Source organism: Ruegeria sp. YTSC199 (assembly GCF_059609725.1).
Window position 1 is genome coordinate 107,467 of sequence record NZ_JBXWMF010000001.1, and the last position, 24,848, is coordinate 132,314.

The window sequence follows — 24,848 nt, forward strand, 5'->3', positions numbered from 1 at the left end:
TCACTTGATGCGCAGAACGCGGTCTAGCGACAGTGGGCCTGCGCCGTTGATCACGATCACCAGCAGTACGAAAGTCCACAGTGTCCGATCGTCCAGCAAGCTCACGGCGTTGGTAAAGTAGCTGCCCAGTTCGGTGCCATGCCCGTTGACGTCCACAATGGTCTGAACCCAGACAAACACGATCATGCCCAGGGCTGCGAACCGCGACAACAGGCCAATCACGATCAGCGCGGGCAGCAGGAATTCGGCCCATGTGCCAGCAACAGCGATTGCCCAGTGGAAGACACCCAGTTGCGAGCTGTCATAGCCGACGGCTTCCATCGCCTTGGGGAAGATCTGTACGTAGGCACCGTCCGACGGGGACAGGAAGCCAAAGAAGCCGCTGCCCAATTTGGTTTTCGCCGAATTCCAGTAGTACACCAGCAAAGTTGCTGCAAAGACCAGCCGGGCCAGGGTTGGTGTCAACCAGCCGGCGGTCATTTCCAACCGTCCCAGGGTGTTGTTATGCAATGAGATCAGGGCAGTCATGTTGCCAGCCTTTCGATAGTCACAGAGGTTATTGCGCCGCCCTGCAAAAGCAGCGCCAGAGTGGCCCCAAGGTCAAAATCGGGGAATTTGGCCGCCGTTTCTTCAAACGCGTCGCCAATTGTTTGCCCGGCCTGAAGTCCTGCAATCCAATATGCGCCGCCCGCCGGCAGCAGCTGAGGAGCCGGATCATAGTCGAGCCGGGTGATCAGAACAGACTCGGGGCCGGGTTCGGGTTTGGGCGCGGCTTCTTCAGTATTGAAGCGCCAGATCGAGAAGACCGGCCAGTGCGAGTTCAGAACCTGCATCGACGGGGCAAACCCCAGCCGTGCCCGCATGATATCTTCCGGCGGCACTGCCAGCGCATCTTCCGGGACGGGTGTGCTGTCCGCCGCATGGTAGGATCGTCGCAAGGCCAGTTCCAACCGCGCCACGTCGGGCAGATAGCCCAGATGCGAAAGCTGTTCCATTCCGGTGAGGAAATCCGGAAACGCCTCGCCATAGAACATCATCAGGGGCGAAGAGGGGGGATGTTTTCGCAGGAATATTCCCGACAGACCATCCATGTTCTGTGTTCCCAAAAGCTTGGTGATCACCGGAAAGGCCTGATGCATCGCCTCTGTCAGGGACACAGCCACGTTGTTCCGGTAGACGCTGAACCGGCGTCCGGCGGGTTGAGCGGCAGCGTCCAGCAGCCCTTCGGGTATGGCTGCCGACGGGTCCAGCAGCGCGGTATGGAAGGTTGTTTGCGAAACACTCATGCCGGGATGCGGTCCAAAGCCGCCTGCGCGCGGTCTGCCTCGGCCCGCAGAACGGGCCAGTCGGGGACGTCCGTGTCCCATTCGATCAGCACCGGTTTCGGGCCCGAGCGTTCCAGTACGTAATCCAGCAAGGCCCAGACCGGATCGACTACTTCGCGCCCGTGGCTGTCGATCAGCAGCGGGTGGCCGTGGTCGTCTTCATCCTCATCATGCCCGCCAAGGTGAATCTCGCCAACCTTGTCCAGCGGATAGGCTTCGATATAGCCTTGCGGTGAGAAATCCAGATTGGTGGCCGAGACAAAGACGTTGTTCACATCAAGCAATAGACCGCAGCCCGTGCGACGCGCAATCTCGCGCAGAAAGTCCGGCTCGGACCATGTGCTTTCCTCAAACGCCAGATAGCTGGAGGGGTTTTCCAGCAGCATCTGCCGCCCCACGGTTTCCTGCACTTGATTGATATGGTCGCAAACGCGCTCCAGTGTTTCATCGGTATAGGGCAGGGGCAGCAGGTCATTCAGGAAATGGTTGTCATGGGTGGACCAGGCCAAATGCTCGGAAAAACTGGCGGGGTTCAGCCAGCCGACAAGGTGTTTCAGGCGCGCAAGATGGTCAGGGTCCAAAGGTCCTTCGCCGCCGATTGACAGGCCGACGCCATGGACGGAAATTGGGAACTGCTCTGAAAGGTGCCGCAGCTGCGCAATTGGGCGACCGCCATCGCCCATGTAGTTTTCGGCATGAATCTCAAGCCAGGCGACGGGATTTGCGTGATCGAGAATCTGCGCAAAGTGCTGGGGTTTATAGCCAACGCCCGGTGCGGCCGGCAGCTTGTTTGGTCTGGTCGAATTGTCCAACATGTGCACGCTCTCCAATCACGAAAAAGAGGCGGGCGATATGGCCCGCCCCTTCGGTTCTTGAAAGCCTAGGCTTATGCCGGCAGGTCGCGGTCCAGCGGTTCCAGCGAACCCTTGCGGTTGTCCGGCAGTTCGATATCGGCGCAGGTGCCCGCGTCGACCAGAGTCCAGGCGTTGCCCTGATAATCCACGGTCGAGGTGCCCGCGCAGGTGGTGCCGGGGCCAGCTGCGCAGTCGTTTTGACCGGCCAGCGATACGCCATAGCATTTCTCTTTGGCTTGTGCGGTGGCAGTGGTTGCTGCGCCCGAAACGGCGGCTGCGACTGCGCTTGCGATAACCAGTGTTTTTGCGGTGTTCGACATCTCGGAAATCCCTTTTGATGACTGCGTATGTCTGCTTGTGACAATGACAAAGGTAGTGCTTGCGAGGCTGCAGTTGAATTCACGAGCCCGTGTCTCACAACCCCGTCAGGACATGACATGCCCCCTTGAAGGTTAACAAACTGTTTTTGAAATGAAAAATGATAAATGTTTCAATCCGGCCCCAAACCCGGGGCCGGATTTCCGGCAATTTGATGCCGAATGTTACAGCAGGTCGGGCGGGGTTGCCGCCTGGGAAAGCTCATTTGTTACAACGTCAAGCGGTTGAACCTGCGTCTGTTTTTCGCCCAAACGGCGGACACTGACGGTGCGCTCCTCAACTTCACGGTGGCCAACGGCCAGAATGACCGGCACTTTGCCGACCGAGTGCTCGCGGACCTTGTAGTTGATCTTTTCGTTGCGGATATCCGCCTCGGCGCGCACGCCGGCGGCCTTAAGTGTTTCGACCACTTCCAGCACATAATCATCGGCCTCTGAGGTGATCGAGGCCACAACGACCTGACGCGGGGCCAGCCAAAAAGGCAATTTACCGGCGTGTTCTTCAATCAGGATGCCGATAAAGCGTTCGAAAGAACCCAGCGTTGCCCGGTGCAGCATAAACGGACGGTGCTTGGCACCATCTGCACCGATAAAGCTGGCGTCCAGACGCTCGGGCAGGTTGGGGTCGACCTGCAAGGTTCCGCACTGCCACGTCCGACCGATCGCGTCGGTCAGAGTGAATTCCAGCTTGGGTCCGTAGAACGCGCCTTCGCCTTCAAGGACCTCATAGTCATAACCGGCTGCCTTACAGGCATCACCCAGCGCCTTTTCAACCAGATCCCAGCTTTCATCCGATCCGATCCGCTTTTCCGGGCGGGTGGACAGTTTGATCGTCCAGTCGTGGAAGCCCAGATCGGCATAGACCTTGGACAGAAAAGCGATGAACTTGGCGGTCTCGGATTCGATCTGATCCTCGGCACAGAAGATGTGACCATCATCCTGCGTGAACCCGCGTACCCGCATGATTCCATGCAGCGCCCCCGACGGTTCGTACCGCGCGCAGGATCCGAACTCGGCCATACGCAAAGGCAGGTCGCGATAGGATTTCAGACCCTGATTGAACACCTGCACGTGGCAGGGACAATTCATCGGCTTCAGCGCGTTGATCGCCTTTTCTCGGGCGTGTTCCTCATCGACTTCGACGATGAACATGTTTTCCTGGTACTTGTCCCAGTGGCCCGATGCTTCCCACAGCTTGCGGTCAACGACCTGCGGAGTGTTCACCTCGACATAGCCGTCGCGCTCCTGCATCCTCCGCATGTAGTCCTGCAGCGTAGTGTAAATTCTCCAGCCGTTCGGATGCCAGAAGATCTGGCCGGGGGCCTCTTCCTGCATGTGGAAAAGGTTCATCTCGCGACCCAGCTTGCGGTGGTCGCGCTTTGCGGCCTCTTCCAACATATGAAGGTGGGCTTTCAGCTTTTCCTTACCGGTAAAAGCCACCCCATAGATACGCTGCAGCATCGCGCGGTCGCTGTCGCCACGCCAATAGGCGCCAGCGATGGACATCAACTTGAAAGCGTCGCCAGGCAATTGGCCGGTGTGCTGCAGGTGCGGACCACGGCACAGGTCTTGCCAGTGGCCATGCCAGTACATGCGAAGCGGCTCGTCACCCGGAATGGACTCGATCAACTCGACCTTATAGGGCTCGTTATTGGCCGTGTAGAACTCGATCGCGCGCTGACGATCCCAAACCTCGGTGGTGACTGGGTCACGCTTGTTGATGATCTCTTTCATCTTTTTCTCGATGAGGCCGAGATCCTCGGGCGTGAACGGTTCCTCGCGGTCAAAGTCATAGTACCAGCCGTTCTCGATGACCGGGCCAATGGTGACCTTGGTTGCGGGCCAGATTTCCTGAACCGCACGGGCCATGACATGGGCGAGATCGTGGCGGATCAGCTCATTGGCCTGCTCTTCATCCTTCATGGTGTGGATGGCGATGTCGGCATCGGCTTCGATGGGCCACTGCAGGTCCCAGTGCTGGCCATTCACCGTGGCTGAGATTGCTTTTTTCGCCAGCGAGGTTGAGATATCGGCAGCCACCTGCGCTGGCGTGACGCCTGCGTCAAAGGAACGTGCATTGCCATCGGGAAAAGTCAGAGAGACGGATTTTGAATCCAGGGCCATATCGGCTCTCCTCGTCGGTTTGGCGCCCACTGAACGCCCGGTTGCGGGTTATGTGTGTCGGGCTGATTTGGCAGGTGCAGCATAACCTGTCAAGAGCGGAAGGGCCGGGCACTAACGTAGCGGGACAGCTGAATTCGGGAATTGCGACCACTGGGCTGCCGTGCATGATGTCACTTAAAGAGGAAGAGGGATTTATGGCAGCCACGGATTTTCTGAAAACATCGCAGGGACGGCGATTGGCCTATCACAAGAGCGAAGGCACTGGTCCGACCATCATTTTCCTGGGTGGTCTCAAGTCGGATATGGAAGGCACCAAGGCCGTACATCTTGAGGCTTGGGCGCAGGCTCGGGGACAAGCGTTCTTGCGCTTCGATTATTCCGGTCATGGCGAAAGCTCAGGGACGTTTGAAGAAGGTAGTATCGGTGACTGGCATCAGGACACGGTGGCGGCCGTTTCAGAACTGACTAAGGGACCGCTGATTCCAGTCGGATCCTCGATGGGCGGGTGGCAGGCGCTGTTGCTGGCCAAGGCGATGCCCGCGCGGATTGCGGGGATGGTGACTATTGCAGCCGCGCCGGACTTTACCGAAGATGGCTATTGGGCGTCGTTCAGTGACGCGCAAAAGGCGGCTCTGGACACCGTCGGTCATGTGGAACTGCCCTCGGACTATATGGAGCCCTACATCATCACCAAGCGGATGATCGAGGACGGTCGGCAGCAGCTGGTTTTGCGAGACGCGCTGGAGCTGCCATTCCCGGTCCGGTTCCTACAGGGCACGGCAGATACAGCAGTAACCACCGAAACGGCTGTGCGCTTGCTGGACCACGCCAGCGGGGAAGACATGCGTCTGTTGCTGGTTAAGGATGCCGACCATCGCTTTTCAGACGGCCCTTGTCTTGGGTTGATCGAAAACGCGGTGCTTGAGGTGATGGGGAGCGCCTGATGCAGCGTTTTGGATGGATACTTGGCCGTCTTCTGGTGGGGCTGCTTGTCCTCGGCGGGTTGATCTACTGGTTCGGGCCGCGCGAGGAGGTTGACCTGCACCCGCGCTTTGATCCGCGCAAATTCGGGGAGGGGGTTCAGGTCTATTTCGAAAGCACCGAGTCCGGTTTTGACGACATCGTTCCGGGTGTTGAGAAACGGGTGGTTTGGCAGGACGGTTTCAAAGAACAACGTACGCCGATCTCGGTCCTTTATGTGCACGGCTTTTCGGCATCGTCCGAGGAAATTCGGCCCGTGCCTGACTTGGTGGCTGACGCTCTGGGGGCCAATCTGGTTTACACTAGGTTGCAGGGTCACGGGCGTGATGGTGCTGCGATGGCCGGGGCAACGGCGTCAGGTTGGATGCAGGACATGGCTGAAGGGCTGGCCGCGGCGCGGGCCGTAGGGGACAAGGTCGTTGTCATGTCCACCTCGACCGGTGGCACGCTGACTGCAGCCGCCGCCTTGGATTCAGAGCTCAGCCAGGACGTTGCGGCAATGATTTTTGTCTCGCCAAATTTCGGAGTGAACACACCCGGCGCGTGGCTTCCCGGTTTGCCCTGGGCGCGTTCCTGGTTGCCGTTAGTTATGGGAGCGGAGCGCGATGTTTCCAGCCCGGATCCCGAGAAGAACACCTATTGGACGTCGGTCTACCCATGGGAGGCCGTGGTGCCGATGACCGTGTTGGTTGAAACCGTTTATGCGCTGGACTTTTCCGGCGCACAGGTGCCAGCGTTGTTCTGGTTCTCGGATGACGATCAGGTCGTGCAGCCGGATCGGACGCACAAGGTGGCTGAAAGCTGGGGCGGACCCTCAACGGTCAATGTCGTGACGATGGGGCCGGGGGACGATCCCTCGTCGCATGTGATTGCCGGGCGGTTGATGTCACCGGGACAGACAGAAGCAACTGTGGCGGGCATTCTGGACTGGCTCAAAGGCATAGGTGTGGAGTAGCGATGCGCAAGCCGGGCAGCATGTGGAGCCTTGAAACGCTCGGTCGCGTGCGCCTGTCCCGGCATTTCTTCATGCGGGATTTCCTGTATTCCGAGATCGGGAATTTCCATGAAAAACAGAACCTTCCCGACAACCCCGATCTGGCCATCGAAACCGGTCGCGCGTTTTGCCAGACACTGCTGGACCCGCTTGAGGAAACCTTTGGACGCGTTGCGGTCCGGTCCGGGTATCGCTCGCCTTCGCTGAACCGGTTTGGGAATGAGAACCGTCTGAATTGCGCCCGAAACGACAACCCTCTGGAATGTCACATCTGGGATCGGGGGGAGGGCGACGCCCGGATTGCCGGCGCCTCGATCGTCATTCCGTGGTTCGCTGATCAGTTTGAGGCCGGGCGGGATTGGCGGGATCTGGCGTGGTGGTTGCACGACCATCTGGACTATTCTGAAATCTGGTTCTTCCCCAAGCTCTGCGCGTTCAATCTGGTTTGGAGGCCCAACCCCCTGCAACGCATCGACAGCTATATCGTGCCGCGCGGCTGTTTGCTGCGTCCGGGGGCCGAGCCGGACGAGGATCTGCGGACGCGTTCTCGGAGATACGCGGATTTTCCAACGTTCCGGGGCATTAATTACCCCTGAAGTTTAACTTGCCCGAAGCAACAAAACGTCTCATCCTGTTAGCAATGAGTACAGGCCGAAAAGGTCGAATATTACGAGGCCCCGCGTGATCGAGCCGCTGGTTTTATTGCCCGAAATGATGTGCGACGCACGGATTTTTGAACATCAGATCAATAGTCTGTCGCGTCAGCGCGCGGTGATGGTTGCGCCGGTTTCACTGGGGGAGCGGATAGAAGAGATCGCCTCGACCCTGCTGGATCAGTTGCCGCATCGCTTTGCGCTGGGCGGGCTGGGAATGGGTGGTGTGGTGGCACTTGAGCTTATTCGCCGCGCGCCGGACCGGGTGTCGCGCCTGTGCCTGATGGCGGTGGATGCTCAGGCCGATACACCTCAACTGGCAGCCGCGCGCGAGGAACTTCTCGTCGGGGCTAAGGCGGGGCGGCTCGAGGACGTGATGCGGCGGATCATCGGGTCAGATACGCTGGCCCCCGGGCCAATGCGCATTCCCATTCTGAACGGTCTGATTGAAATGGCGCTGGATCTGGGGCCTGCGGTGTTCGAACGTCAGATACGTGCCTTGCAACGGCGCCCGGATCAGCAGGGCGAACTGCGACGCATCACGGTGCCGACACTGGTATTGTGCGGCGCGCATGACACGCTGACACCGCAGCGAAAACACGCATTCATGGCGAACCTGATCCCCGGTGCTGAGCTGAAAGTCGTCGAGGGGGCTGGACATCTGCCGACGCTGGAAGCGCCCCATGTTGTGAATGACTCGCTGGCCCAATGGTTGAGAGCGCCCGCGCGGGCGGCCTATGTGTAAAACTTCGCGCGTTCAACCTTGCTGAGGATCGTTGGCGTCGCCACGGGTTCACCCTTGTCGATGTTGAAGAACGGCGTGTTTCTCCAACTGCCAGACACCCATGATTTCGTCAGGCGTGTCAGCAGTCCAAACACCGCGTAGCGCAGTTTTTCGTGTGATTGTTTGCCGTCCGGCTGCGGAACAAAGCCAAGAGTGGTGATCGGGCCAAGCGCGCCGGGATCAGGGATACGTTTGACGATGAATCCGGCGAAGGGGAATTTTGCGGTACGTGACGTCGTCGCTATCGGTGCGTTGCAGCAATCCGCGTACCATCGCAGCATCCCCCTGGGGCTAAGCTGCATCAGCGCAAGATGTTCCGCCCCACTGTCGATGCGGATGTCTTCCGGGTTCATTTGCAAGACATTTACGGGGCCTGGGGCTGGATCGGGTTGTCCGAAATACAGCTGAGCCGCGCGGCAGTCGTGGCAGTAGCAAACGACGTGGGTGCCAGCTTTAACACCGGCAGCCGTGATATGCCCGCTCAGGGTGCCGCAAATGCAGGAGAAGGGCATTTCCTCTGCCGTTCTCTTGCGCATGGAGGTCAGGCCACCTTGTTGCGGTTGGCGGCGCGGCGCGACGACTTGCGCGAATTGACGTTCATGAAGTCGATCACCAGCGGTCGGATATTGTCGCGCCAGCTGCGCCCGGCAAAGATGCCATAGTGACCGGCGCCGGGTTCAACATGGCTGGCCTTTTTCGAATCCGGCAAACCGGTGCACAAGTCCAGTGCCGCGATGCACTGGCCCGGGGCCGAGATGTCATCATTGGCGCCTTCGACCGTTTTGACAGCGACATCGGTAATCTTGCCGATATCGACCTTGTGGCCGGCAACCACAAATTCATTCTTCGCGATCTCACGGTTCTTGAAGATACGCTCGACCGTAGACAGGTAAAACTCGGCGGTCATATCCATGACGGCCAGATATTCGTCGTAGAACCTGTTATGGGCATCGTGATCCGAGGCCTCGTCGCGCATCACGCGCTGGATCTGGTCCGAGAACGCCTTGGAGTGGCGATCCGCATTCATCGACATGAACGACGCCAGTTGCAGAAGGCCGGGATAGACCATGCGGCCAACTCCCTTGTATTTAAAGCCAACGCGCTGGATCATGGTTTCTTCTAACTGGCCCATGGTGACACGGCGGCCAAAGTCGGTCACGTCTGTCGGGGTGGCGTCAGGATCGACCGGGCCACCGACCAGGGTCAGGGTGCTGGGCTGCGCCTTGGGCTCCAACTCGGCCAGATAGGCGGTCGCGGCCAATGTCAGCGGAACCGGTTGGCAGACGGCCACAACATGGGTGTCCGGGCCAAGCTCTTTCATAAAATCGACAAGGTAGAGAGTATAATCCTCAACATCGAACTTGCCTTCGGACACGGGGATGTCGCGCGCGTTATGCCAGTCGGTTATGTAAACCTCGCAGTTGACCAGCAGGCTTTTCACGGTCGACCGCAGCAGCGTTGCATAGTGGCCCGACATCGGCGCAACCAGCAGAACCTTGCGGGGCTGTTCTTCGCGACCGTTCACCCGGAAATGGACCAGGTCACCAAAGGGGCGTTCAACGACTGTGGTGACGTCGACCAGGTGATCCTTGCCGTCTTCGCAGGTGAATGTGCGAATGCCCCAATCGGGTTTGACGACCATGCGTTGGAATGTCCGCTCGGTCACCTCACCCCAGGCAGCCATCATGCTAAATGCGGGGTTGGGCACCATGGAGAACATAGGATAAGATGCAATGGCGCTGGCAGTTGCGCCCATCCATTGGTTGGTGTTGCGCATCGTTTCCATCAAGTCGTAAGTCATCATGTAGCGCATGAAAAAGGGGCCTCCTGCGTGTCAGCCTTTAATATTCGGACTATTCGCCGCTTTGCCCCCCGAGACACACGACGTTATTCTGCATAGCAGCGAGGTTAGGGGGGAATTGTTAAAATGACAACAAGTGAAGACCAGGTGCCAGAATTGACTGAAGAAAACATTGAACGCCTTAAAGAAAACATGGAAAAGGTCGAGGAACTCTCCAAACGGTTGATCGACGTCATGGCGGTGAAAACGCCGCATACCCCTGCTTTGGACGGCCCGAATCAGGAACTTTTTGCAAGGGCAGCATCGGCCTATTGGACTGAAGCGTGGCAAAACCCCGCCAAACTACTAGAGCAGCAGATAGAATACTGGGGGAAATCGGTACTGAATTTTGCCGAAGCGCAACAGGCGTTGACCAAAGGTGAGGTCGAAGACGAAGAGTCCAAACCTGATGACAAACGGTTTTCCAACCCCCTTTGGGAAACCAATCCCTATTTCCGCCTGATCCGCCAGCAATACCAAACCAATTCCGAAGCCATCGCCCAGGCCGTCGCCTCGGTCGAGGATATGGATTCAAAAGACAGGCAACGCCTGCAGTATTTCTCGCAGCAGATTGTAGATATGATGGCGCCCACGAACTTTCTGGCGACAAACCCGGACGCGCTGCAAAAGGCCGTCGAAACCGAAGGCCAGTCGTTGATCAAGGGGCTTGAGAACCTTGTCACGGACCTTGAAGCCAACGATGGTGAACTGGTGGTGAAACTGGCGGACGAAAACGCGTTCGAAGTGGGTGGCAATCTGGCGACGTCGCCGGGTGACGTGGTTTTCCGCAACCGCATGATGGAACTGATCCAGTACAAGCCCGCGACCGAAACGGTACATGAAACGCCGATCGTTCTGTTCCCGCCCTGGATCAACAAGTTCTACATTCTCGACCTGAAGGCGCAGAACAGCCTGATCAAATGGGTGACCGAGCAAGGCTATACCCTGTTCGTCGTCAGTTGGATCAACCCGGATGAAAGCTATGCGGACACGGGGATGGAGGACTATATTCAGGACGGATTCCTGACCGCGATCGAAGAGGTCAAGAAGATCTGCAAGGTCAAGCAGGTCAATGCGATCGGATATTGCATCGCCGGCACCACACTGAGCCTGACGCTGGCTCTGCTGAAAAAGCGCGGTGACAAATCGGTCAAGTCGGCCACATTATTTACCGCGCTGACGGATTTTTCCGAACAAGGCGAATTCACACCCTTCCTTCAGAACGACTTTATCGACGGGATCGAGGAAGAGGTGAACAAAGTTGGCGTGCTGCGGTCGTGGATCATGGCGCGCACCATGTCCTTCCTGCGCTCGCGCGACCTGGTCTATGGTCCGGCGATCCGCAGCTATATGCTGGGTGAGGTGCCACCGGCCTTTGATCTGCTGTTCTGGAATGGCGACGGGGCCAACCTTCCTGCCAGGATGACGGTCGAGTATCTGCGCGGCCTTTGCCAGCGCAACGAATTCGCTACTGATGGGATTGAGCTGTTCGGACACAAGTTGAAACTCAGCGACGTGGATGTGCCACTGATGGCGATCACCTGCGAGACGGACCATATTGCGGCGTGGAAAGACTGTTACCGCGGTGTCCAGAAGATGGGGTCGCGAAACAAGACTTTCGTAGTTTCGGAATCCGGCCATATCGCGGGCATCATCAATCCGCCCAGCAAGAAAAAATATGGTCACTACACAAACCCGGATTTGAAGTCGGATGCCGACACCTGGCTGAAAGAGGCTGATTTCCACGAAGGCTCGTGGTGGCCCCTGTGGGAGTCGTGGCTGAAGAAGCGTTCAGGCAAGCAGGTGCCCGCCCGCGATACCGGTGATTCGGACCATCCTCGTTTGGCCCCGGCACCTGGCACCTATGTTATAGCCAATCCAAACGGCTGATTTCATTTTGAAACTTAAGAAATTCTGCGGCGCAGCAAGAAAAAACTTGAAATGCTGCGGCGCAGCATTCATATTGTCCTCAAGCTGATGAAAGCCGGGGTGGGCCCGGTTCGGCAAAAAGGATTAATACAATGGCAAAGACTCAAGACTTTACCGCGACCATGAAAGAAATGATGGGCGCGTTCCCCGTTGACACGACCGCTCTGGAAGGTGCGTTCAAGTCGACCGCTTCGCTGAACGAAAAGCTGTCGGGCGTTGCTCTGGAAGCTGCTGAAAAGTCGGCTGAAATCTCGAACAAATGGACCAAGGACACCCTGTCCAAACTGACCGAGATGTCGAAAGCAAAGGCCGAGCCGGCTGACTACGCAAAAGCCGCAACCGATTTCGCAAGCGCTTCGGCCGAAGTTGCTGCCGAAAACATGGCTGCTTTCGCTGAAATCGCGAAAAAACTGCAGACTGAAACCGTCGAGCTGCTGATGGCTGCAGGCAAAGAAGCTGCTGAAGACGCAACCGCTGCCGTCAAGAAAGCAACCAACGACGTGACAGCTGCTGCCAAGAAAGCTGCAACTGCTAAGTAAGCAAGGCCGCGAGGCGCACCCGTTCCTCCCATCTGGTGCAATCGCGTTGGGCAGGTCTTTTGACCTGCCCTTTCTTTTTGTTCTGCACTCGCATAATCTCTGCTGCAACGCATCATCCTTGGGGAGGGCAAACGGTGTCACAACAAGAAAAGCCACTGTTGATCAAACGCTATGCAAGCCGTCGGCTGTACAACACCGAGACCAGCGACTATGTCACGCTGGAAGATATCGCGGCCTTTATCCGCGACGGGCGCGAGGTGCAGATCATCGATCTGAAAACCGGGGACGATCTGACCCGGCAATACCTGCTACAGATCATTGCCGAACATGAAAGCCGGGGCGAGAATGTGCTGCCGGTGAATGTGCTGAACGATCTGGTGCGCAGCTACATGATCCCGGGCGGTGGGATGATGCCGCAATTCCTGCAAAGCTCATTCGAGATGCTGCGGGAAAGCCAAAGTAAGATGATGGAAAACATGAGCGCCATGAATCCCATGTCGCAGATGCCGGGGTTCGAAGCGATGCAGGCGCAGCAGCAGGCGTTTCTGAAGGCGATGACCGGTGGTTTGTCGGGCAACTGGTCCGGGCCGGCCAAGGAAGGCGAAGACAAACCCGAGTCAAAAGAAGATCTGGACGACATCAAGAAGCAGCTCGCCGAGCTGCAGAAGAAACTCTCCAAGTTGAACTGACCGCGTCAAAGATGCGCTGGCTGGTTCTGAGTATCGCGTTACTTTGGATGCAGCCCGCGCTGTCGCAGGGTGTCTATTCGGAAAACTGGTCTCCGGTCTGCAGGCTGGGTACCCAGTCCGGGGCGGGGTGTGACGCTATTCGCAGCCGCGAGATTCTGGATGCGGATCAAGCCCCGTGGCGCGCCATCGGGCGGATCAACTTTGCCAGCCGGGATCAGAGGTCCCATTGCACCGGTGTTCTGGTGTCGGATCGGCTGGTTCTGACTGCTGCTCATTGCCTGTATAACACCCCACGACAGCGGTGGATTCCGCCCTCGAGCATCCGGTTCGCCGCCGGATATCAGCGCGGATCAGCCGCCGCAGTGTCCGATATAGCGGGGTATCGGTTGCATCCCGAGCAGGGCATTGACGGGGCGTTCGACGATCGTGCTGATCTGGATTGGGCCGTTCTGGAACTCAGCGAGCCGATAGGTCAGCAGGTCGGGTTTCTACCGCTTGCGAAAGCTGAGGATAATTCGGCCTTTGTCTCAGGGTATCCTGGGGTGCGGCCACATATACTCAGTAGAACCGAAGCCTGTCCGCCGCGCCGATATCAGGGCGGCGTTATGTTGGCGATCTGCCCTGTGATGATGGGGGACTCCGGTGCGCCGCTTTTAGTGGAAACGCCCACCGGTTTGCAGGTGGCTGCAATCCTGTCCCGAGTTGCCGCAACCCCCGATGGGGTCACGGCGTTTTTCCTATCGACGGAACTGTTCGATCTAGGCTCGCAATAGCCGTCAGGTGCCGTAGACCGGGACCGGGCCGGTCACTTCACCCACCGAGGCCAGCAGGATATCGGCGATCACATCCAGTTCTGCGCGTGTCAGGCGAACCGGCAGGCGCACATCACAGGCCTTCATCAGCATGTCACGTGTCTGCGGCAGTTCGTATTTCTCGGGCAGGAATTGCCAGTTCCAGAAGGCGCGGGCGTTGTCCTCGCTCAGGCCAAAGACCTGAACCTTTACACCGCGTGTTTCAGAGGCCGCGGCAAAGGCGCGGATCTCGGCCTCATCCATTCCAACCAAATTGAACTGGATCGAATCCGGAGCGCGGCGCTCAGGCGTCAGAGGAGCAGGGACGTCGATGTAACCCGATGCGTTCAGGCGTTCCGCCACATAGTCGTGGTTTGCCAACCCGTCACGCACGCGGCGTGTCAGTTCCGGGATCTGCGGACGGATCACGGCGGCGCTCAGGTTGCTCATGCGCAGGTTGTAAAGCGGCAACTGGTTCTGCCAGCGGGCAAAGGCCTCCTCCAACTCGGCCGAGTTGTCGCCGTGCGGGCCCTTGTGCTTTTTCCAGTTGTGCTCATAGGCGCCGGACATGATCACGGCGCGGGCCACCAGATCGGCGTCATCGGTGATCAGGATGCCACCTTCGCCAGCGTTGATCATTTTGTAGGACTGGAACGAGAAACAGCCGACCTTGCCGATGGTACCAATGTTGCGACCGTGCCAGGTGGTGCCCAGCGAATGGGCCGCGTCTTCGATCACCGGAATGTCGCGCTTGTTGCACAGGGCCATGATTGCGTCCATGTCGGATGTATGGCCGCGCATGTGGCTGATGATCACCGCCTGCACGTCGTCAAGTTTGGCGGCGAAATCCTCCATGTCGATGCGATAGTTCTCAGCCACTTCGCACAGCACCGGAATGCAATCTGCGTGCACGATCGACGAAGGCACGGCGGCAAAGGTGAAGCCGGGGATCAGCACCCGGGCGTCTCGTGGCAGGCCGAGCGCCTTCAGCGACAGGAACAAAGCGGCCGAGCAGGAAGAAACAGCCAGGGCGTATTTCGTGCCCAGAAGAGCTGCGAATTCGCTTTCGAGCAAAGCGACAGGAGCATCCTGCGGCGCGGTATAACGGAACAGGTCCCCCGACTGCATCAGGGCGTCGATGGCTTCGCGGGCGGCTGCGGGGATGGGTTCGGCGTCATGCACGTTTGGAGGAAGTGTCATATTTGGTTTTCCCGAATTCTATCTTTGGGAAAGATAAAGGTAATTGTTGGGCAATAAAACCCCTCAGTCGCCTTATGGGCGAAATTTCACCAATCTGTCGCTAATTCTTTAGGTTAGATCCCGAAGCGATCCCGCAGTGCAAACCACGTCATCGCCAGCACCAGCAGCGGGCTGCGCAGCGCAGGGCCGCCGGGGAAAGGCAAGGCGGGGACGCGGGCCATGGTGTCGAACCCTTCTGCCTGACCCTGTATGGCCAGTGCCATCAGTTGACCGGCATGGGTGGCTGTGCCGACACCGTGGCCGGAATAGCCCGAGGCCGACAGGATATTTGGTGCAACACGTACCAGATAGGGCATACGTCGCATTGTGATGGCCAAAGTGCCCCCCCAGGCGTAGTCGATTTTCACGTCGCGCAGATGCGGGAAAATCTCGATCATCGGTTTGCGGACCTTGGCGGCGATGTCAGAGGGGAAGCGATAACCATAGCTCTCACCCCCACCGAACAGCAGTCGGTTGTCGGCGCTGAGACGGAAATAGTTCACCACGAACTTGGTGTCAGCGACCGCAACATCGCGGGTCAGAACCCGGGCGGCATCTGCCCCCAGCGGCTCGGTCGCGGCGATGAAATTGTTGATCGGCATGACGCGTGATGCCACTTTGCCGTTCAGATCGCCAAGATACCCGTTGCAGGCCAGAATGACGTGGTTGGCGGTCACCTTGCCTTGTGCGGCCTGCACGATGGCTGGGGAGGTCTCCTCAACGCCTGTGACCTCAGTTTTTTCATGGATACGCACGCCGGCCTTCATTGCAGCTTGTGCCAGTCCCAGCGCAAAATTCAACGGGTGCAGATGCGCGGCTCCCATGTCCAAATAACCGCCGCGATAGGCGGGCGAGGGGCACAGAGCCTGGCCTGCACCTTCATCCAGCAACTCCATTTGGTCATAACCGTATCGGTCATTTAGATGCGCCGCATGGTTGTGCAACTCTTGCTGTTCGCCAGAGCTGAGACCCAGAACCGCCACGCCGGGTTTCAGGTCGCAATCGATCTGATTTTTGGAGATCAGCGATTTGACCAGATCCTTGGCGTCCTCGGCCAGATCCCAAAGCCTTGCCGCGTCATCATGCCCGACCAGCCGCTCGAGGTCTTCCTGATCCATCCGTTGGGCGCTGCCCAGTTGACCGCCATTGCGGCCAGACGCACCAAACCCCACCCGGTGCGCCTCGAGCAGAACCACATCGAAACCGGCCTCTGCCAGGTGCAGCGCGGCCGACAGGCCGGTGTAGCCGCCGCCCACCACGCAGACATCCGCCGTCACATCCCCCGACAGCGCGGGAAACCGATCCATCGAATTTGCCGTCGTGGCATACCAGCTAGCCGGATATTCGGCCTTGCGGTCATTGGCATGGAGCAGGTTCATCGGCACGCCTCAGACGTTCAGCAGCAGATGCTCACGCTCCCACGGAGAGATGACCTGCAGGAATTCCTCATACTCGGCGCGTTTGACGATGCCGTAGACGCGGGCAAAATCGGGACCAAGCACCTCGTGCAGCGCGGTGGCCTCGTCGAACAGGTCCAGCGCATTGCCCATGACCTGCGGGATATCTCCGTCGCCTTCGTAAGCGTCGCCATAGAACTGGCGGCGCGGGCGTTCCTGCTGGGTCAGACCCAGATAGCCACAGGCCAGCGACAATGCGATGCCCAGGTAGGGGTTGCAATCCATTCCGGCGATCCGGTTTTCGACCCGGCGCGCTTCGGGGCCGGAGAGGGGTACGCGAATGCCGGTGGTGCGGTTATCGCGCGCCCATTCCAGATTGATCGGCGCGGCGTGGTCTTTCACATAACGCCGGTACGAGTTCACATACGGCGCCATCACCGCCAGACCTGCGGGCAGGTGGTTCTGTAGCCCGGCAATGAAGTGATAAAATGCGTCCGTCTCACCGCCCTGAGGCCCGGAAAAGATGTTCTGCCCGGTTTCCATGTCGATGATCGAGTGATGGATGTGCATGGCCGAACCCGGTTCATCTTCGATCGGTTTCGCCATAAAGGTGGCAAAGCAGTTGTGCCGCAGGGCGGCTTCTCGGATCAGGCGTTTAAAGTAGAAAACCTCGTCGGCCAGCTTGACCGGGTTGCCATGGCGCAGGTTGATCTCCAACTGGCCCGCACCGCCTTCCTGGGTGATACCGTCGATTTCGAAACCCTGATGTTCGGCGAAGTCATAAATGTCGTCGATCACCGGGCCAAATTCGTCCACTGCGGTCATCGAATAGGCCTGACGCGCAGCCGCCGGACGGCCCGAGCGGCCCATCATCGGCTTGATGCCTTGCGCCGGGTCGACATTGGGCGCGACCAGAAAGAACTCCATCTCGGGCGCAACAACCGGTTTCCAGCCCTTGTCGTGATACAGCTGTACAACGCGTTTCAATACGTTGCGCGGGCTAAAAGGGATCGGGTTTTCGTCCCGGTCATAAGCGTCGTGGATCACCTGCAGCGTCCAGTCACCAGTCCAAGGTGCGGCGGAGGCGGTCGTGAAGTCGGGTTTGAGGATCATGTCCCGTTCGATGAACCCGTCCTCGCCCGCAGCCTCACCCCAATCGCCGGTGATGGTCTGGTAAAAGATGCTGTCGGGCAGGTGGAAATAGGTCTGTTTTGCAAATTTTGACGCAGGCACCGCCTTCCCGCGCGCGATGCCGGGCAGGTCCGAGATAATACACTCGACCTCGTCCAGTCTCTGGCCTTCAATATAGGTCCGGGCTGCCTGTGGCAGCTGATCTTTCCAGTCGGCCATCAGACCCTCTCTTTCTTCAGAAACTTTGCCATGTGTTGCCCGATCTTGGGGTTGTCATCCTTGGCGGGCAGGCGGTTGGTTGCGGCCTGCATCAGGTCATCGGGTACTACGCCTTTGCCGCGTGTGTCCATCAGGCCCTTGATAAAGCTGTCACCGTATTCCGGGTGCGCCTGAACGGTCCAGATCGTGTCGCCATAGGCCACCATGGCATTTCGGCAGAAGGCGTTCGAACCGGTCACCTCGGCACCTTGGGGTAATTCGACGACCTGATCCTGATGCCAAGCGTTCAGGGAAACGGTCTGCCCTTCATAGTCATAATCCGTCCGCCCGACGGCCCACCCGCCCGAGAACTTTTCGACTTTGCCGCCAAGTGCCTGCGCAATGATCTGATGGCCGAAGCAGACGCCGATCAGGGGCCGCCCGCCTTTCTGGATTTCGCGAATAAGCTTTTCAAGCCGAGGAATCCACGCGTGGTCCTCATAGGCTCCGTGACGTGAGCCGGTGATGATCCAGCCATCTGCCTGATCCGCGCTTATGGGGAATTGGTTATCCACGACCGCAAAGGTCTCGAACTCAAAGCAGTTGCCGTCCAGAAGCGTGCGAAACATCGCGTCATAGGCGCCGAACTGGTCGCGCAAATCGTCAGGCGGGTGGCCGGTCACTAGGATGCCGATTTTCATGGGTCACCAAATTTGATCAAATTTATTCTAGCCCACCGAATTAAGGCGGGCAAGGGGGTCAAACCGCTTCGAGATAGCTGAGCCAGTGCTCATCCGACGGGCGCTTATCAAAGCGACGGATTTCCTGCCTTTTGGTCATAGCGAAAAAGCGGATCAGGTCGGCGTGAAAGATGCGCGCGACCTGCGGGTCACTCTCGAAGGCGGTAACCGCCGAGGCCCAGTCGCCGGCCAGTTGCGGCAGGTTGCCGATTTCATAAGCGTTGCCCGAGATCGGGGCGGGCGGTTCGGTCTCGTTCTCGATCCCAATCATCGCGGCACCCAGCACGGCCGCCAGCATCAGGTAGGGGTTAATGTCGCCCCCCGCTACGCGATGCTCGATCCGTCGCGCGGCTGGCGCACCTCCGGGAATGCGCAGGGCAGCGGTGCGGTTTTCATAGGCCCAGCTTGCGCCGGTAGGGGCGTGCGCGCCGGGCACGAGACGCGTGTAGGAATTGCCGTGTGGCGCAAAAATCAACGTGCAACCCGGCATCGCCGCCAGACATCCGGCAACGGCCCAACGCAGCAGATCGGTGCCCTCAGGGCCGCCATTGTCAAACACGTTGCGGCCGCGATTGTCCACGACCGAAAAATGCACATGCATTCCATTGCCCGCATCATCTGCATAAGGTTTGGACATGAACGTGGCCGTAAACCCGTGCTTGCGGGCAAGACCGCGCGTCAAGGTCTTGAAAAGCCATGTATCATCGGCGCAGCGCATGGCGTCCTGATGGTTCAGGTTGATCTCGAACTGACCAATGCCGCTTTCGGAAATGGCAGTTTGGGCGGGGATGCCCATTGCAGCGCAACCATCATAAAGCTCAGTGAAAAAGACGTCGAACGCGTCCATTTCGGCCATGGACAGGACGGATTCATCCGCCAACCTCCGTCCGGTCACCGGGTTGATCGGGGGCTGCGGTTGCGCGCCCGAAGCATCGAGCAGGGTGAATTCCAACTCGGTCGCTGCGATGACGGACCAGCCGCGCCGGGCGTAGCGCTCCAACACCGTGGCCAGAGCGTGCCGGGGGTCTCCGGCAAAAGGCGCACCCGCGTCATCGTGCAGACACATCGGAACCAACGCAGTGTCCGCCGCCAGCCACGGCATCGGTACTGGTCCGCGATCCGTCGGCAGCAACATTCCATCCGCATCGCCGGATTCGAAAACCAGAGGACTGCCGTCGATATCTGCCCCCCACAGGTCGACGTTCAGCGCGGAAAATGGCATTCGCACCGTCCCTTTGCTAAGCTTGTCGGCGTAAGAGGGCGGCACACGCTTGCCGCGCATCTGACCGTTGAGGTCACAGGCGGCGACGCGAAAACTGTGCAGGGCGCTCAGGTCCATTGTGGTCTCCATCACTCGGGATGTCCGAGATGTAATCGAGACCGCGCGCCTTGTCACGAAATTTGATCAAATTATTCGATCGCATGATTCAGACGATATGCTCCGCGCCAGAGGGGGTGGCGCGGAGCGAGAGGGCGTCAGACGAAGTTGACGCCGCTATCCGCCATCGGCAACGAACTGACCTTCACGCCAGAAAGCGCCCGGATCGCGTTGGCAAGAGCCGGGGCCGAGGGGGGCGTTCCGGGTTCGCCAACACCGGTCGGCGCTTCGGCGGACGGCACGATATGGACGTCGATCTCCGCAATGTCACCGATGCGCAGAGGCTCGTAGTCAGGGAAGTTGAACTGGTCCACGGCCCCTCCGGTCAGGGTGATCTGATTGCGCATGACGTGACCGATACCGTAGCCGATGCCGCCTTCCATCTGCGCCCGCACCACGTCGGGGTTGACGGCGATTCCGCAATCCACGGCACAGGTGACTTTTTCGATCTTGATACCGCTTTCAGGATCGCCCGAAACTTCGACAACCTGCGCGGCATAGGACCCAAAGGACTTGTGCACGGCAATGCCCTGTGCGCGACCAGCCGGAGGGTTGCCCCATCCCGCCTTTTCAGCGACCAGTTTCAACACACCCGCTTTGCGTTGCTGATCCGCGTTACTGGTGTCTGCCAGATGCGCCAGACGGAACTCGACCGGGTCGCGGCCTGTGGCTTCGGCGACCAGATCCATCATGGTTTCCATCGTATAGCCGGTGTGGGTATGGCCAACCGAGCGCCACCATAGAACCGTCGTGGCTTTGGGTGTATCGGTCAGCCCCAGCGCCATGCCGGGGATCTTGTACGGACTGTCGGCAATCCCTTCGATCGAACTGTGATCGATGCCGTCATGCACCAGCGCTGCCTCGAACGGTGTACCTTTGATGACCGATTGCCCGGCGACTTGGTGTTGCCATCCGACGATATTGCCCTCGGCATCCAGACCAACGCGGACCTTGTGGCCGAAAGCAGGGCGGTAATAGCCGCTGCGGATGTCATCCTCGCGTGTCCAGACCAGCTTCACCGGGCGCGAACGGTCGGTGACCGTAAAGGCCAGCGCGGCCTCGACCTGGTAATCCGCGTCCGGGGTTGCGCGACGTCCGAACGAGCCACCGGCCATCATCGTCTTGATGTGGATTTTCTCGGGTGGCAGCTGGAAAATCTGCTGATAGGCCATATGCGGCCCGGTCGGCATCTGAGCGCCATCATGCAGGACAATATCACCGTCGGCGGTTTGTTCGATGGTGCAGTTCAGCGGCTCCATCGGCGCGTGGGCCAGCAGCGGGAAGTAGAAGGTCTTTTCAACGATTTTGTCCGCCCCATCGATAGCCGCCGATACCGCTGCCATATCCGCATTGTTCACGTTATAGGTGGGATCGGCGTCCAGTGCGGCCATGATCTCGGCTTTGATCTGGTCCGAGTCGCGGGTTTCGGCGCCGGACATGTCCCATTCGACTTCAATCGCATCGCGTGCCTGAATCGCGGCCCAGGTATTTTCGGCATAGACCGCGACGCCTGCCTGATTGGGTAGAACGGCTGCGTTGATATAGCCTTTGATCTCTTTTGATGCGCTGTCGTTAAAGCCCTTGGCGATGCCACCCTTCGACTCCGGTCGCTTGATCATGGCAACCATCTGGTTCGGCAGGTGAACGTCCATGGCGTAAATCGCCTGACCGTTCCCCTTGATCGCCGAGTCTTTGCGGCGGACGGCTTCATTGCCAATCAGACGGAACTCGGACGGGTCTTTCAGGCGCGGCTCAGTAGGGGCTACCAGTCGTGCAGCTGCGGCCACGAAATCCGCAATCGGGGCCGACTTGTCGCCCGCCTTGACGATGCCTTCCTCGATAGTGATGCCAGATGCATCCACGCTCCAGCTTTGGGCGGCGGCGTTGATCAGCATCTCGCGTGCGGCCGCACCAGCCTGGCGGTATTGCAGCCACGAATTCGCCATCGCGGTCGAGCCACCGGTGCCTTGGAAGGGGCCAAACAGCAGGTTGTTGTAAACGCTCGGATCAGAGGGCGCGAACTCGTATTCGATCTGATCCATGGTCAGGCCGATTTCCTCGGCAATCAATGTCGGCAGGCCGGTCGCAGGGCCCTGACCCTTTTCAAAGTGTTTGACGATGGCGGTGACGGTGCCATCGGCATCTATCTTCACGAATGGGTTGAACTGAGCAGTCTCGGATGAGGCCGCCGCAAGAACCCCATCGGGACGCGTGCCAACCAGCAGAACGGCACCGGCAGCAGCGGCACCTTTCAGAAATCCACGGCGGGAGGTGTTGATGGTCATGGATCAGGCCTCCAGGATTTCAGATGCGCGCTGGATACCGGCGCGAATGCGTTGATAGGTGGCACAGCGGCAGGCGTTGCCGGACATGTATTCGTCAATCTCTTCGGTTGATGGCTTCGGGTTTTCGGACAGCAGTCCGACCGCCGACATCACCTGACCCGACTGGCAATAACCGCACTGAACCACGTCCAGTTCGACCCAGGCCTGCTGGACGGCCGCACCAATCTTGTCGTCACCGACCGCTTCGATCGTGGTAATCTCGGCATCTTCGAAGTCTTCGATAAAAGTTTGGCACGAGCGCACAGGCTCACCATTCAGATGCACGGTGCAGGCGCCGCAGGATGCAACGCCGCAACCGAATTTGGTTCCGGTCAGCTTAAGCTCATCCCGGATCACCCACAGCAGGGGTGTGCCGGGTTCGGCATCGACCGTGTGGGTCGCGCCGTTCAGTTTCAAGGTCAAAGCCATGAGGGGACTCTCCGTGTTGGGCTGGTTACCTGAGTCGGTAAACTCGCGGGTTTACCGTATGCGGCGTTTTCGCCTTTGTAAACCCGTGGGTTTACCTAGTGTTTGACGTTGCTCTGTCAATGGGTCTATAGCTTTGAAACATGAGCGATTGCTGCGCACCAAACGCGTCCAAACAGGCCCAGATCATCGAAGCTGCCGTGGCTGAATTCCAGGAAAAGGGATTCGCAGCCGCCAGCATGGACCGCATTTCCGCCCGCGCCGAGGTATCCAAGCGCACGCTGTACAAGTATTTCGAAAGCAAGGAAAATCTGTTTCGTTCGATCGTGATCGAGCTGTCCAATCGGTTCGCTGCCGTACGCGATATCAGGTACAAGCCAGGCCGTGATATCCGCGAGCAATTGACCGAGCTTGCCTGGGCCGAGGGGCGGATACTGATGATGCCCGAAGTTATCGCCATGGCGCGGATGGTGATCAGCGAAACTTTGCGCAACCCCGAGATGGCGGCAGTAGCTCAGGGCAAGCTGGACAAGACACGGATCTTTGTCACCATGCTGAAAGATGCCGCAGATGACGGGCAGCTGCAGATCGAAGACCCGGAACGAGCCGGGCAGGAATTCATTGGCCTGATCAAAGCCAAGGCATTCTGGCCGATGATGTTCACCGGTGACGTGCTGAGCGAATCGGAAATGACCGCCACCATTGAAAGCAGCATCGACATGATCCTCAGCCGCTATGGTTCGCAGGTGTCAGAGTAGGTGCAGGGTAATCGGCCCAACCCTGCCATGCTCCGAAACCTGTCCGTCTCAACGTTAAAGAGCAGGTAACCTTGCTGCGGTTACATGACGAGATCTACTCGTCAGCTCCGTTGCTGAACAGCGAAGACGCCGCGGATATGTCGGCGGCGGCGTTGATGTCGGTCTGCTGCTTTCAGGCCGATCCAGGCTGAACGCCCGAGGATGTGTTGGGCGAGCATCATGTACTGCAGAACCTGCATCCCAAGCCGCATCGAATACAGAAAAGACGCAACAGAATGCTGCGGGATATCACCTTCAACTTGCATGGCATCATCTTCAAACTTGCGGGAACTTGGTCCGGCTGGTGCTGGTTCGAAAACCGAATGTCATCTTTATCACCATCAACCCGCAAACAAGTCGAGAAAGTCGCGCAATCCGTACTTGGGCTGCTGCAGGAGCTAATGCTGATCGAATACTTGCCGCAATTCTCGGACCCCAACCTGTGCGCAGTGTAGGTTTCTGATCATCAGGTGAGGTTCTCACCGCATGAGATCAGGAGACACGGCAACGAAAAAACTGCCCCTGGAACCTCCGCGCTGCAAAGGGCTCCATCGCCGCAGTGGCGCAGGTTGAAACCCGCGCGGTAACACTCGAAAGCGAAGATGCAACGCTGTCGGGTATGCTCTTCCTGTCCGAAGAGTATGGGGGGCGGAAACTGCCGGTCGTTGTCGTGACCGTAGTCTGGACCATCCGCGGCGCCGCGACCGCCGTTGGTCAGATCATCCAGGCAGCCGGTCCCGAAGGTGCCGAATGTAACAAAGCCACCGTGCGCGCCTTTCTAAAGGCGTAGGAAGCTGAAGATGCCGCTCTGTTCGCCGATAGGAGCGTACGTATCAACGCCTATCACTGCGGTGTCTTTCCAACCGGCGCCAAAGGTCGATTTGCGATTTAGACCTATTAGTCGCGGGCCTTGCCGGACTTTGACGGCATGATCTTCCCGGTCCACGATCTCTGCGCGATGGATGACGGGCAGGGGCGTTCGTTCGCTACACCGGTCGGATCAAGCTGAAGAATGACGCGGGTTGGTACGGCAATAACTAGTATTCGACCTTCAAATTCAACAAATCCGGTGAGATCATGGAATACGTTGAAGTTTTCAATCCGGTGGTAGGCGCGCTGGAGTTTCGTCTGATGGACCAGTTGGTCGCGCAAGGCTGATTGCTTATTCACTTCGATTTCGGCGAGGGGCAAGCCGGTTCAAACGCGGTGAAGAAATCCCGAGTTGAATACCTATTTCTTGAAGTGCGAATGACGACGGGAGGTGCGGTGCCCTGCACAGGTGCCCGCCGTCCGCTCCTGGCAGATACCGGAGTGCATCACGTTTTTCTCAGGGGAGAA

Annotated in this window: 26 protein-coding genes; 11 read left to right on the forward strand and 15 right to left on the reverse strand. The window is 58.6% G+C overall.

Features of this window, described 5'->3' with window-relative positions; translation table 11 throughout:
• The 5 genes from AC2FEE_RS00555 to thrS form a co-directional block, all read right to left on the reverse strand.
• Nucleotides 1-528 (reverse strand): DoxX family protein, encoded by a 528-nt coding sequence (locus AC2FEE_RS00555; RefSeq protein WP_496862352.1) that lies wholly within the window; start codon nucleotides 526-528, stop codon nucleotides 1-3.
• The gene (locus AC2FEE_RS00560) at nucleotides 525-1,286 is read right to left on the reverse strand and encodes an HvfC/BufC family peptide modification chaperone (RefSeq protein WP_496862353.1); all 762 of its coding nucleotides are present in this window, start codon (nucleotides 1,284-1,286) and stop codon (nucleotides 525-527) included. The genes AC2FEE_RS00555 and AC2FEE_RS00560 overlap by 4 nt, the downstream gene beginning before the upstream one ends.
• Nucleotides 1,283-2,140 carry an MNIO family bufferin maturase gene (bufB, locus tag AC2FEE_RS00565; protein WP_496862354.1) on the reverse strand — a complete coding sequence of 286 codons (858 nt, stop codon included), beginning with the start codon at nucleotides 2,138-2,140 and terminating at the stop codon, nucleotides 1,283-1,285. The genes AC2FEE_RS00560 and bufB overlap by 4 nt, the downstream gene beginning before the upstream one ends.
• 71 nt (nucleotides 2,141-2,211) lie before the next feature.
• Entirely contained in the window at nucleotides 2,212-2,499 is a 288-nt protein-coding gene (locus tag AC2FEE_RS00570; RefSeq protein WP_170325388.1) for a BufA1 family periplasmic bufferin-type metallophore, read from the reverse strand.
• A 222-nt stretch (nucleotides 2,500-2,721) separates the two neighbouring features.
• Complete coding sequence (thrS, locus tag AC2FEE_RS00575; RefSeq protein ID WP_496862355.1) at nucleotides 2,722-4,680, reverse strand: threonine--tRNA ligase; 1,959 nt, start codon at nucleotides 4,678-4,680, stop codon at nucleotides 2,722-2,724.
• A 194-nt stretch (nucleotides 4,681-4,874) separates the two neighbouring features.
• Here thrS and AC2FEE_RS00580 point away from each other — a divergent pair, with 194 nt between their 5' ends.
• From AC2FEE_RS00580 to AC2FEE_RS00595, 4 genes are all read left to right on the forward strand, one after another.
• On the forward strand, nucleotides 4,875-5,624 hold the full coding sequence (locus tag AC2FEE_RS00580; protein ID WP_496862622.1) for an alpha/beta fold hydrolase: 750 nt from the start codon (nucleotides 4,875-4,877) through the stop codon (nucleotides 5,622-5,624).
• Complete coding sequence (locus AC2FEE_RS00585) at nucleotides 5,624-6,616, forward strand: alpha/beta hydrolase (protein ID WP_496862356.1); 993 nt, start codon at nucleotides 5,624-5,626, stop codon at nucleotides 6,614-6,616. The genes AC2FEE_RS00580 and AC2FEE_RS00585 overlap by 1 nt, the downstream gene beginning before the upstream one ends.
• A 20-nt stretch (nucleotides 6,617-6,636) precedes the next feature.
• Nucleotides 6,637-7,251 carry a hypothetical protein gene (locus tag AC2FEE_RS00590; protein WP_496862624.1) on the forward strand — a complete coding sequence of 205 codons (615 nt, stop codon included), beginning with the start codon at nucleotides 6,637-6,639 and terminating at the stop codon, nucleotides 7,249-7,251.
• Nucleotides 7,252-7,336: 85 nt separating this feature from the next.
• A complete protein-coding gene (locus tag AC2FEE_RS00595; RefSeq protein ID WP_496862357.1) occupies nucleotides 7,337-8,053 on the forward strand; it encodes an alpha/beta fold hydrolase in 717 nt (238 codons plus the stop codon).
• On the opposite strand, the gene AC2FEE_RS00600 is transcribed toward AC2FEE_RS00595, so the two are convergent.
• The gene (locus AC2FEE_RS00600) at nucleotides 8,044-8,628 is read right to left on the reverse strand and encodes a DUF6151 family protein (RefSeq protein ID WP_496862358.1); all 585 of its coding nucleotides are present in this window, start codon (nucleotides 8,626-8,628) and stop codon (nucleotides 8,044-8,046) included. The two genes, AC2FEE_RS00595 and AC2FEE_RS00600, sit on opposite strands and share 10 nt — an antisense overlap.
• A 5-nt stretch (nucleotides 8,629-8,633) precedes the next feature.
• Entirely contained in the window at nucleotides 8,634-9,905 is a 1,272-nt protein-coding gene (gene phaZ, locus AC2FEE_RS00605) for a polyhydroxyalkanoate depolymerase (RefSeq protein ID WP_496862359.1), read from the reverse strand.
• Between the two features lie 114 nt (nucleotides 9,906-10,019).
• Here phaZ and AC2FEE_RS00610 point away from each other — a divergent pair, with 114 nt between their 5' ends.
• The 4 genes from AC2FEE_RS00610 to AC2FEE_RS00625 all read left to right on the forward strand — a co-directional run bounded on the left by AC2FEE_RS00610 (nucleotide 10,020) and on the right by AC2FEE_RS00625 (nucleotide 13,862).
• Complete coding sequence (locus tag AC2FEE_RS00610; RefSeq protein ID WP_496862360.1) at nucleotides 10,020-11,822, forward strand: PHA/PHB synthase family protein; 1,803 nt, start codon at nucleotides 10,020-10,022, stop codon at nucleotides 11,820-11,822.
• Between the two features lie 131 nt (nucleotides 11,823-11,953).
• On the forward strand, nucleotides 11,954-12,400 hold the full coding sequence (locus AC2FEE_RS00615; RefSeq protein ID WP_480557286.1) for a phasin family protein: 447 nt from the start codon (nucleotides 11,954-11,956) through the stop codon (nucleotides 12,398-12,400).
• A 134-nt stretch (nucleotides 12,401-12,534) separates the two neighbouring features.
• Nucleotides 12,535-13,089, forward strand: coding sequence for a polyhydroxyalkanoate synthesis repressor PhaR (gene phaR, locus AC2FEE_RS00620; RefSeq protein ID WP_496862361.1), 555 nt, complete (start codon nucleotides 12,535-12,537; stop codon nucleotides 13,087-13,089).
• An 11-nt stretch (nucleotides 13,090-13,100) separates the two neighbouring features.
• Nucleotides 13,101-13,862, forward strand: a complete 762-nt coding sequence (locus tag AC2FEE_RS00625; protein WP_496862362.1) for a trypsin-like serine peptidase — start codon at nucleotides 13,101-13,103, stop codon at nucleotides 13,860-13,862.
• Between the two features lie 3 nt (nucleotides 13,863-13,865).
• Here the strand turns inward: AC2FEE_RS00625 and AC2FEE_RS00630 are convergent, their stop codons facing one another.
• The 7 genes from AC2FEE_RS00630 to AC2FEE_RS00660 all read right to left on the reverse strand — a co-directional run bounded on the left by AC2FEE_RS00630 (nucleotide 13,866) and on the right by AC2FEE_RS00660 (nucleotide 22,716).
• Nucleotides 13,866-15,080 (reverse strand): DegT/DnrJ/EryC1/StrS family aminotransferase, encoded by a 1,215-nt coding sequence (locus tag AC2FEE_RS00630; protein ID WP_496862363.1) that lies wholly within the window; start codon nucleotides 15,078-15,080, stop codon nucleotides 13,866-13,868.
• Between the two features lie 113 nt (nucleotides 15,081-15,193).
• Nucleotides 15,194-16,498 carry an NAD(P)/FAD-dependent oxidoreductase gene (locus tag AC2FEE_RS00635; protein WP_496862364.1) on the reverse strand — a complete coding sequence of 435 codons (1,305 nt, stop codon included), beginning with the start codon at nucleotides 16,496-16,498 and terminating at the stop codon, nucleotides 15,194-15,196.
• Nucleotides 16,499-16,507: 9 nt separating this feature from the next.
• Nucleotides 16,508-17,866: a glutamine synthetase family protein gene (locus tag AC2FEE_RS00640; RefSeq protein ID WP_496862366.1), complete on the reverse strand. Its 1,359-nt coding sequence runs from the start codon at nucleotides 17,864-17,866 to the stop codon at nucleotides 16,508-16,510.
• The gene (locus AC2FEE_RS00645) at nucleotides 17,866-18,546 is read right to left on the reverse strand and encodes a type 1 glutamine amidotransferase (RefSeq protein WP_496862367.1); all 681 of its coding nucleotides are present in this window, start codon (nucleotides 18,544-18,546) and stop codon (nucleotides 17,866-17,868) included. Before AC2FEE_RS00645 ends, AC2FEE_RS00640 begins: the two co-directional genes overlap by 1 nt.
• Nucleotides 18,547-18,604: 58 nt before the next feature.
• A complete protein-coding gene (locus tag AC2FEE_RS00650) occupies nucleotides 18,605-19,924 on the reverse strand; it encodes a glutamine synthetase family protein (protein ID WP_496862369.1) in 1,320 nt (439 codons plus the stop codon).
• 137 nt (nucleotides 19,925-20,061) lie between these two features.
• Nucleotides 20,062-22,248: a xanthine dehydrogenase family protein molybdopterin-binding subunit gene (locus AC2FEE_RS00655; protein WP_496862370.1), complete on the reverse strand. Its 2,187-nt coding sequence runs from the start codon at nucleotides 22,246-22,248 to the stop codon at nucleotides 20,062-20,064.
• 3 nt (nucleotides 22,249-22,251) lie between these two features.
• On the reverse strand, nucleotides 22,252-22,716 hold the full coding sequence (locus AC2FEE_RS00660) for a (2Fe-2S)-binding protein (protein ID WP_496862372.1): 465 nt from the start codon (nucleotides 22,714-22,716) through the stop codon (nucleotides 22,252-22,254).
• A gap of 140 nt (nucleotides 22,717-22,856) precedes the next feature.
• On the opposite strand from AC2FEE_RS00660, the gene AC2FEE_RS00665 reads away from it, so the two are divergent.
• The 3 genes from AC2FEE_RS00665 (at nucleotide 22,857) to AC2FEE_RS00675 (ending at nucleotide 24,300) form a co-directional block, all read left to right on the forward strand.
• A complete protein-coding gene (locus tag AC2FEE_RS00665) occupies nucleotides 22,857-23,471 on the forward strand; it encodes a TetR/AcrR family transcriptional regulator (RefSeq protein ID WP_496862373.1) in 615 nt (204 codons plus the stop codon).
• 275 nt (nucleotides 23,472-23,746) lie between these two features.
• Nucleotides 23,747-23,965, forward strand: coding sequence for a hypothetical protein (locus AC2FEE_RS00670; RefSeq protein WP_496862374.1), 219 nt, complete (start codon nucleotides 23,747-23,749; stop codon nucleotides 23,963-23,965).
• Nucleotides 23,966-24,069: 104 nt separating this feature from the next.
• Entirely contained in the window at nucleotides 24,070-24,300 is a 231-nt protein-coding gene (locus tag AC2FEE_RS00675; protein ID WP_496862375.1) for a hypothetical protein, read from the forward strand.
• Nucleotides 24,301-24,407: 107 nt separating this feature from the next.
• Here the strand turns inward: AC2FEE_RS00675 and AC2FEE_RS00680 are convergent, their stop codons facing one another.
• The gene (locus AC2FEE_RS00680; RefSeq protein ID WP_496862377.1) at nucleotides 24,408-24,680 is read right to left on the reverse strand and encodes a hypothetical protein; all 273 of its coding nucleotides are present in this window, start codon (nucleotides 24,678-24,680) and stop codon (nucleotides 24,408-24,410) included.
• Between the last annotated feature and the right edge of the window lie 168 nt (nucleotides 24,681-24,848).

Excerpts from the sequence above, each read along its gene's own strand:
- AC2FEE_RS00600 (WP_496862358.1), bottom strand. The coding sequence starts at position 8,628 with ATGCGCAAGAGAACGGCAGAGGAAATGCCCTTCTCCTGCATTTGCGGC.
- AC2FEE_RS00635 (WP_496862364.1), bottom strand. The coding sequence starts at position 16,498 with ATGAACCTGCTCCATGCCAATGACCGCAAGGCCGAATATCCGGCTAGC.
- thrS (WP_496862355.1), bottom strand. The coding sequence starts at position 4,680 with ATGGCCCTGGATTCAAAATCCGTCTCTCTGACTTTTCCCGATGGCAAT.
- AC2FEE_RS00615 (WP_480557286.1), top strand. The coding sequence starts at position 11,954 with ATGGCAAAGACTCAAGACTTTACCGCGACCATGAAAGAAATGATGGGC.
- AC2FEE_RS00625 (WP_496862362.1), top strand. The coding sequence starts at position 13,101 with ATGCGCTGGCTGGTTCTGAGTATCGCGTTACTTTGGATGCAGCCCGCG.
- AC2FEE_RS00555 (WP_496862352.1), bottom strand. The coding sequence starts at position 528 with ATGACTGCCCTGATCTCATTGCATAACAACACCCTGGGACGGTTGGAA.
- AC2FEE_RS00650 (WP_496862369.1), bottom strand. The coding sequence starts at position 19,924 with ATGGACCTGAGCGCCCTGCACAGTTTTCGCGTCGCCGCCTGTGACCTC.
- AC2FEE_RS00610 (WP_496862360.1), top strand. The coding sequence starts at position 10,020 with ATGACAACAAGTGAAGACCAGGTGCCAGAATTGACTGAAGAAAACATT.
- AC2FEE_RS00645 (WP_496862367.1), bottom strand. The coding sequence starts at position 18,546 with ATGAAAATCGGCATCCTAGTGACCGGCCACCCGCCTGACGATTTGCGC.
- AC2FEE_RS00580 (WP_496862622.1), top strand. The coding sequence starts at position 4,875 with ATGGCAGCCACGGATTTTCTGAAAACATCGCAGGGACGGCGATTGGCC.
- AC2FEE_RS00570 (WP_170325388.1), bottom strand. The coding sequence starts at position 2,499 with ATGTCGAACACCGCAAAAACACTGGTTATCGCAAGCGCAGTCGCAGCC.
- AC2FEE_RS00640 (WP_496862366.1), bottom strand. The coding sequence starts at position 17,866 with ATGGCCGACTGGAAAGATCAGCTGCCACAGGCAGCCCGGACCTATATT.
- AC2FEE_RS00630 (WP_496862363.1), bottom strand. The coding sequence starts at position 15,080 with ATGACACTTCCTCCAAACGTGCATGACGCCGAACCCATCCCCGCAGCC.
- AC2FEE_RS00660 (WP_496862372.1), bottom strand. The coding sequence starts at position 22,716 with ATGGCTTTGACCTTGAAACTGAACGGCGCGACCCACACGGTCGATGCC.
- phaZ (WP_496862359.1), bottom strand. The coding sequence starts at position 9,905 with ATGCGCTACATGATGACTTACGACTTGATGGAAACGATGCGCAACACC.
- bufB (WP_496862354.1), bottom strand. The coding sequence starts at position 2,140 with ATGTTGGACAATTCGACCAGACCAAACAAGCTGCCGGCCGCACCGGGC.
- AC2FEE_RS00560 (WP_496862353.1), bottom strand. The coding sequence starts at position 1,286 with ATGAGTGTTTCGCAAACAACCTTCCATACCGCGCTGCTGGACCCGTCG.
- AC2FEE_RS00585 (WP_496862356.1), top strand. The coding sequence starts at position 5,624 with ATGCAGCGTTTTGGATGGATACTTGGCCGTCTTCTGGTGGGGCTGCTT.
- AC2FEE_RS00655 (WP_496862370.1), bottom strand. The coding sequence starts at position 22,248 with ATGACCATCAACACCTCCCGCCGTGGATTTCTGAAAGGTGCCGCTGCT.
- AC2FEE_RS00665 (WP_496862373.1), top strand. The coding sequence starts at position 22,857 with ATGAGCGATTGCTGCGCACCAAACGCGTCCAAACAGGCCCAGATCATC.
- AC2FEE_RS00670 (WP_496862374.1), top strand. The coding sequence starts at position 23,747 with ATGCTGCGGGATATCACCTTCAACTTGCATGGCATCATCTTCAAACTT.
- AC2FEE_RS00590 (WP_496862624.1), top strand. The coding sequence starts at position 6,637 with ATGTGGAGCCTTGAAACGCTCGGTCGCGTGCGCCTGTCCCGGCATTTC.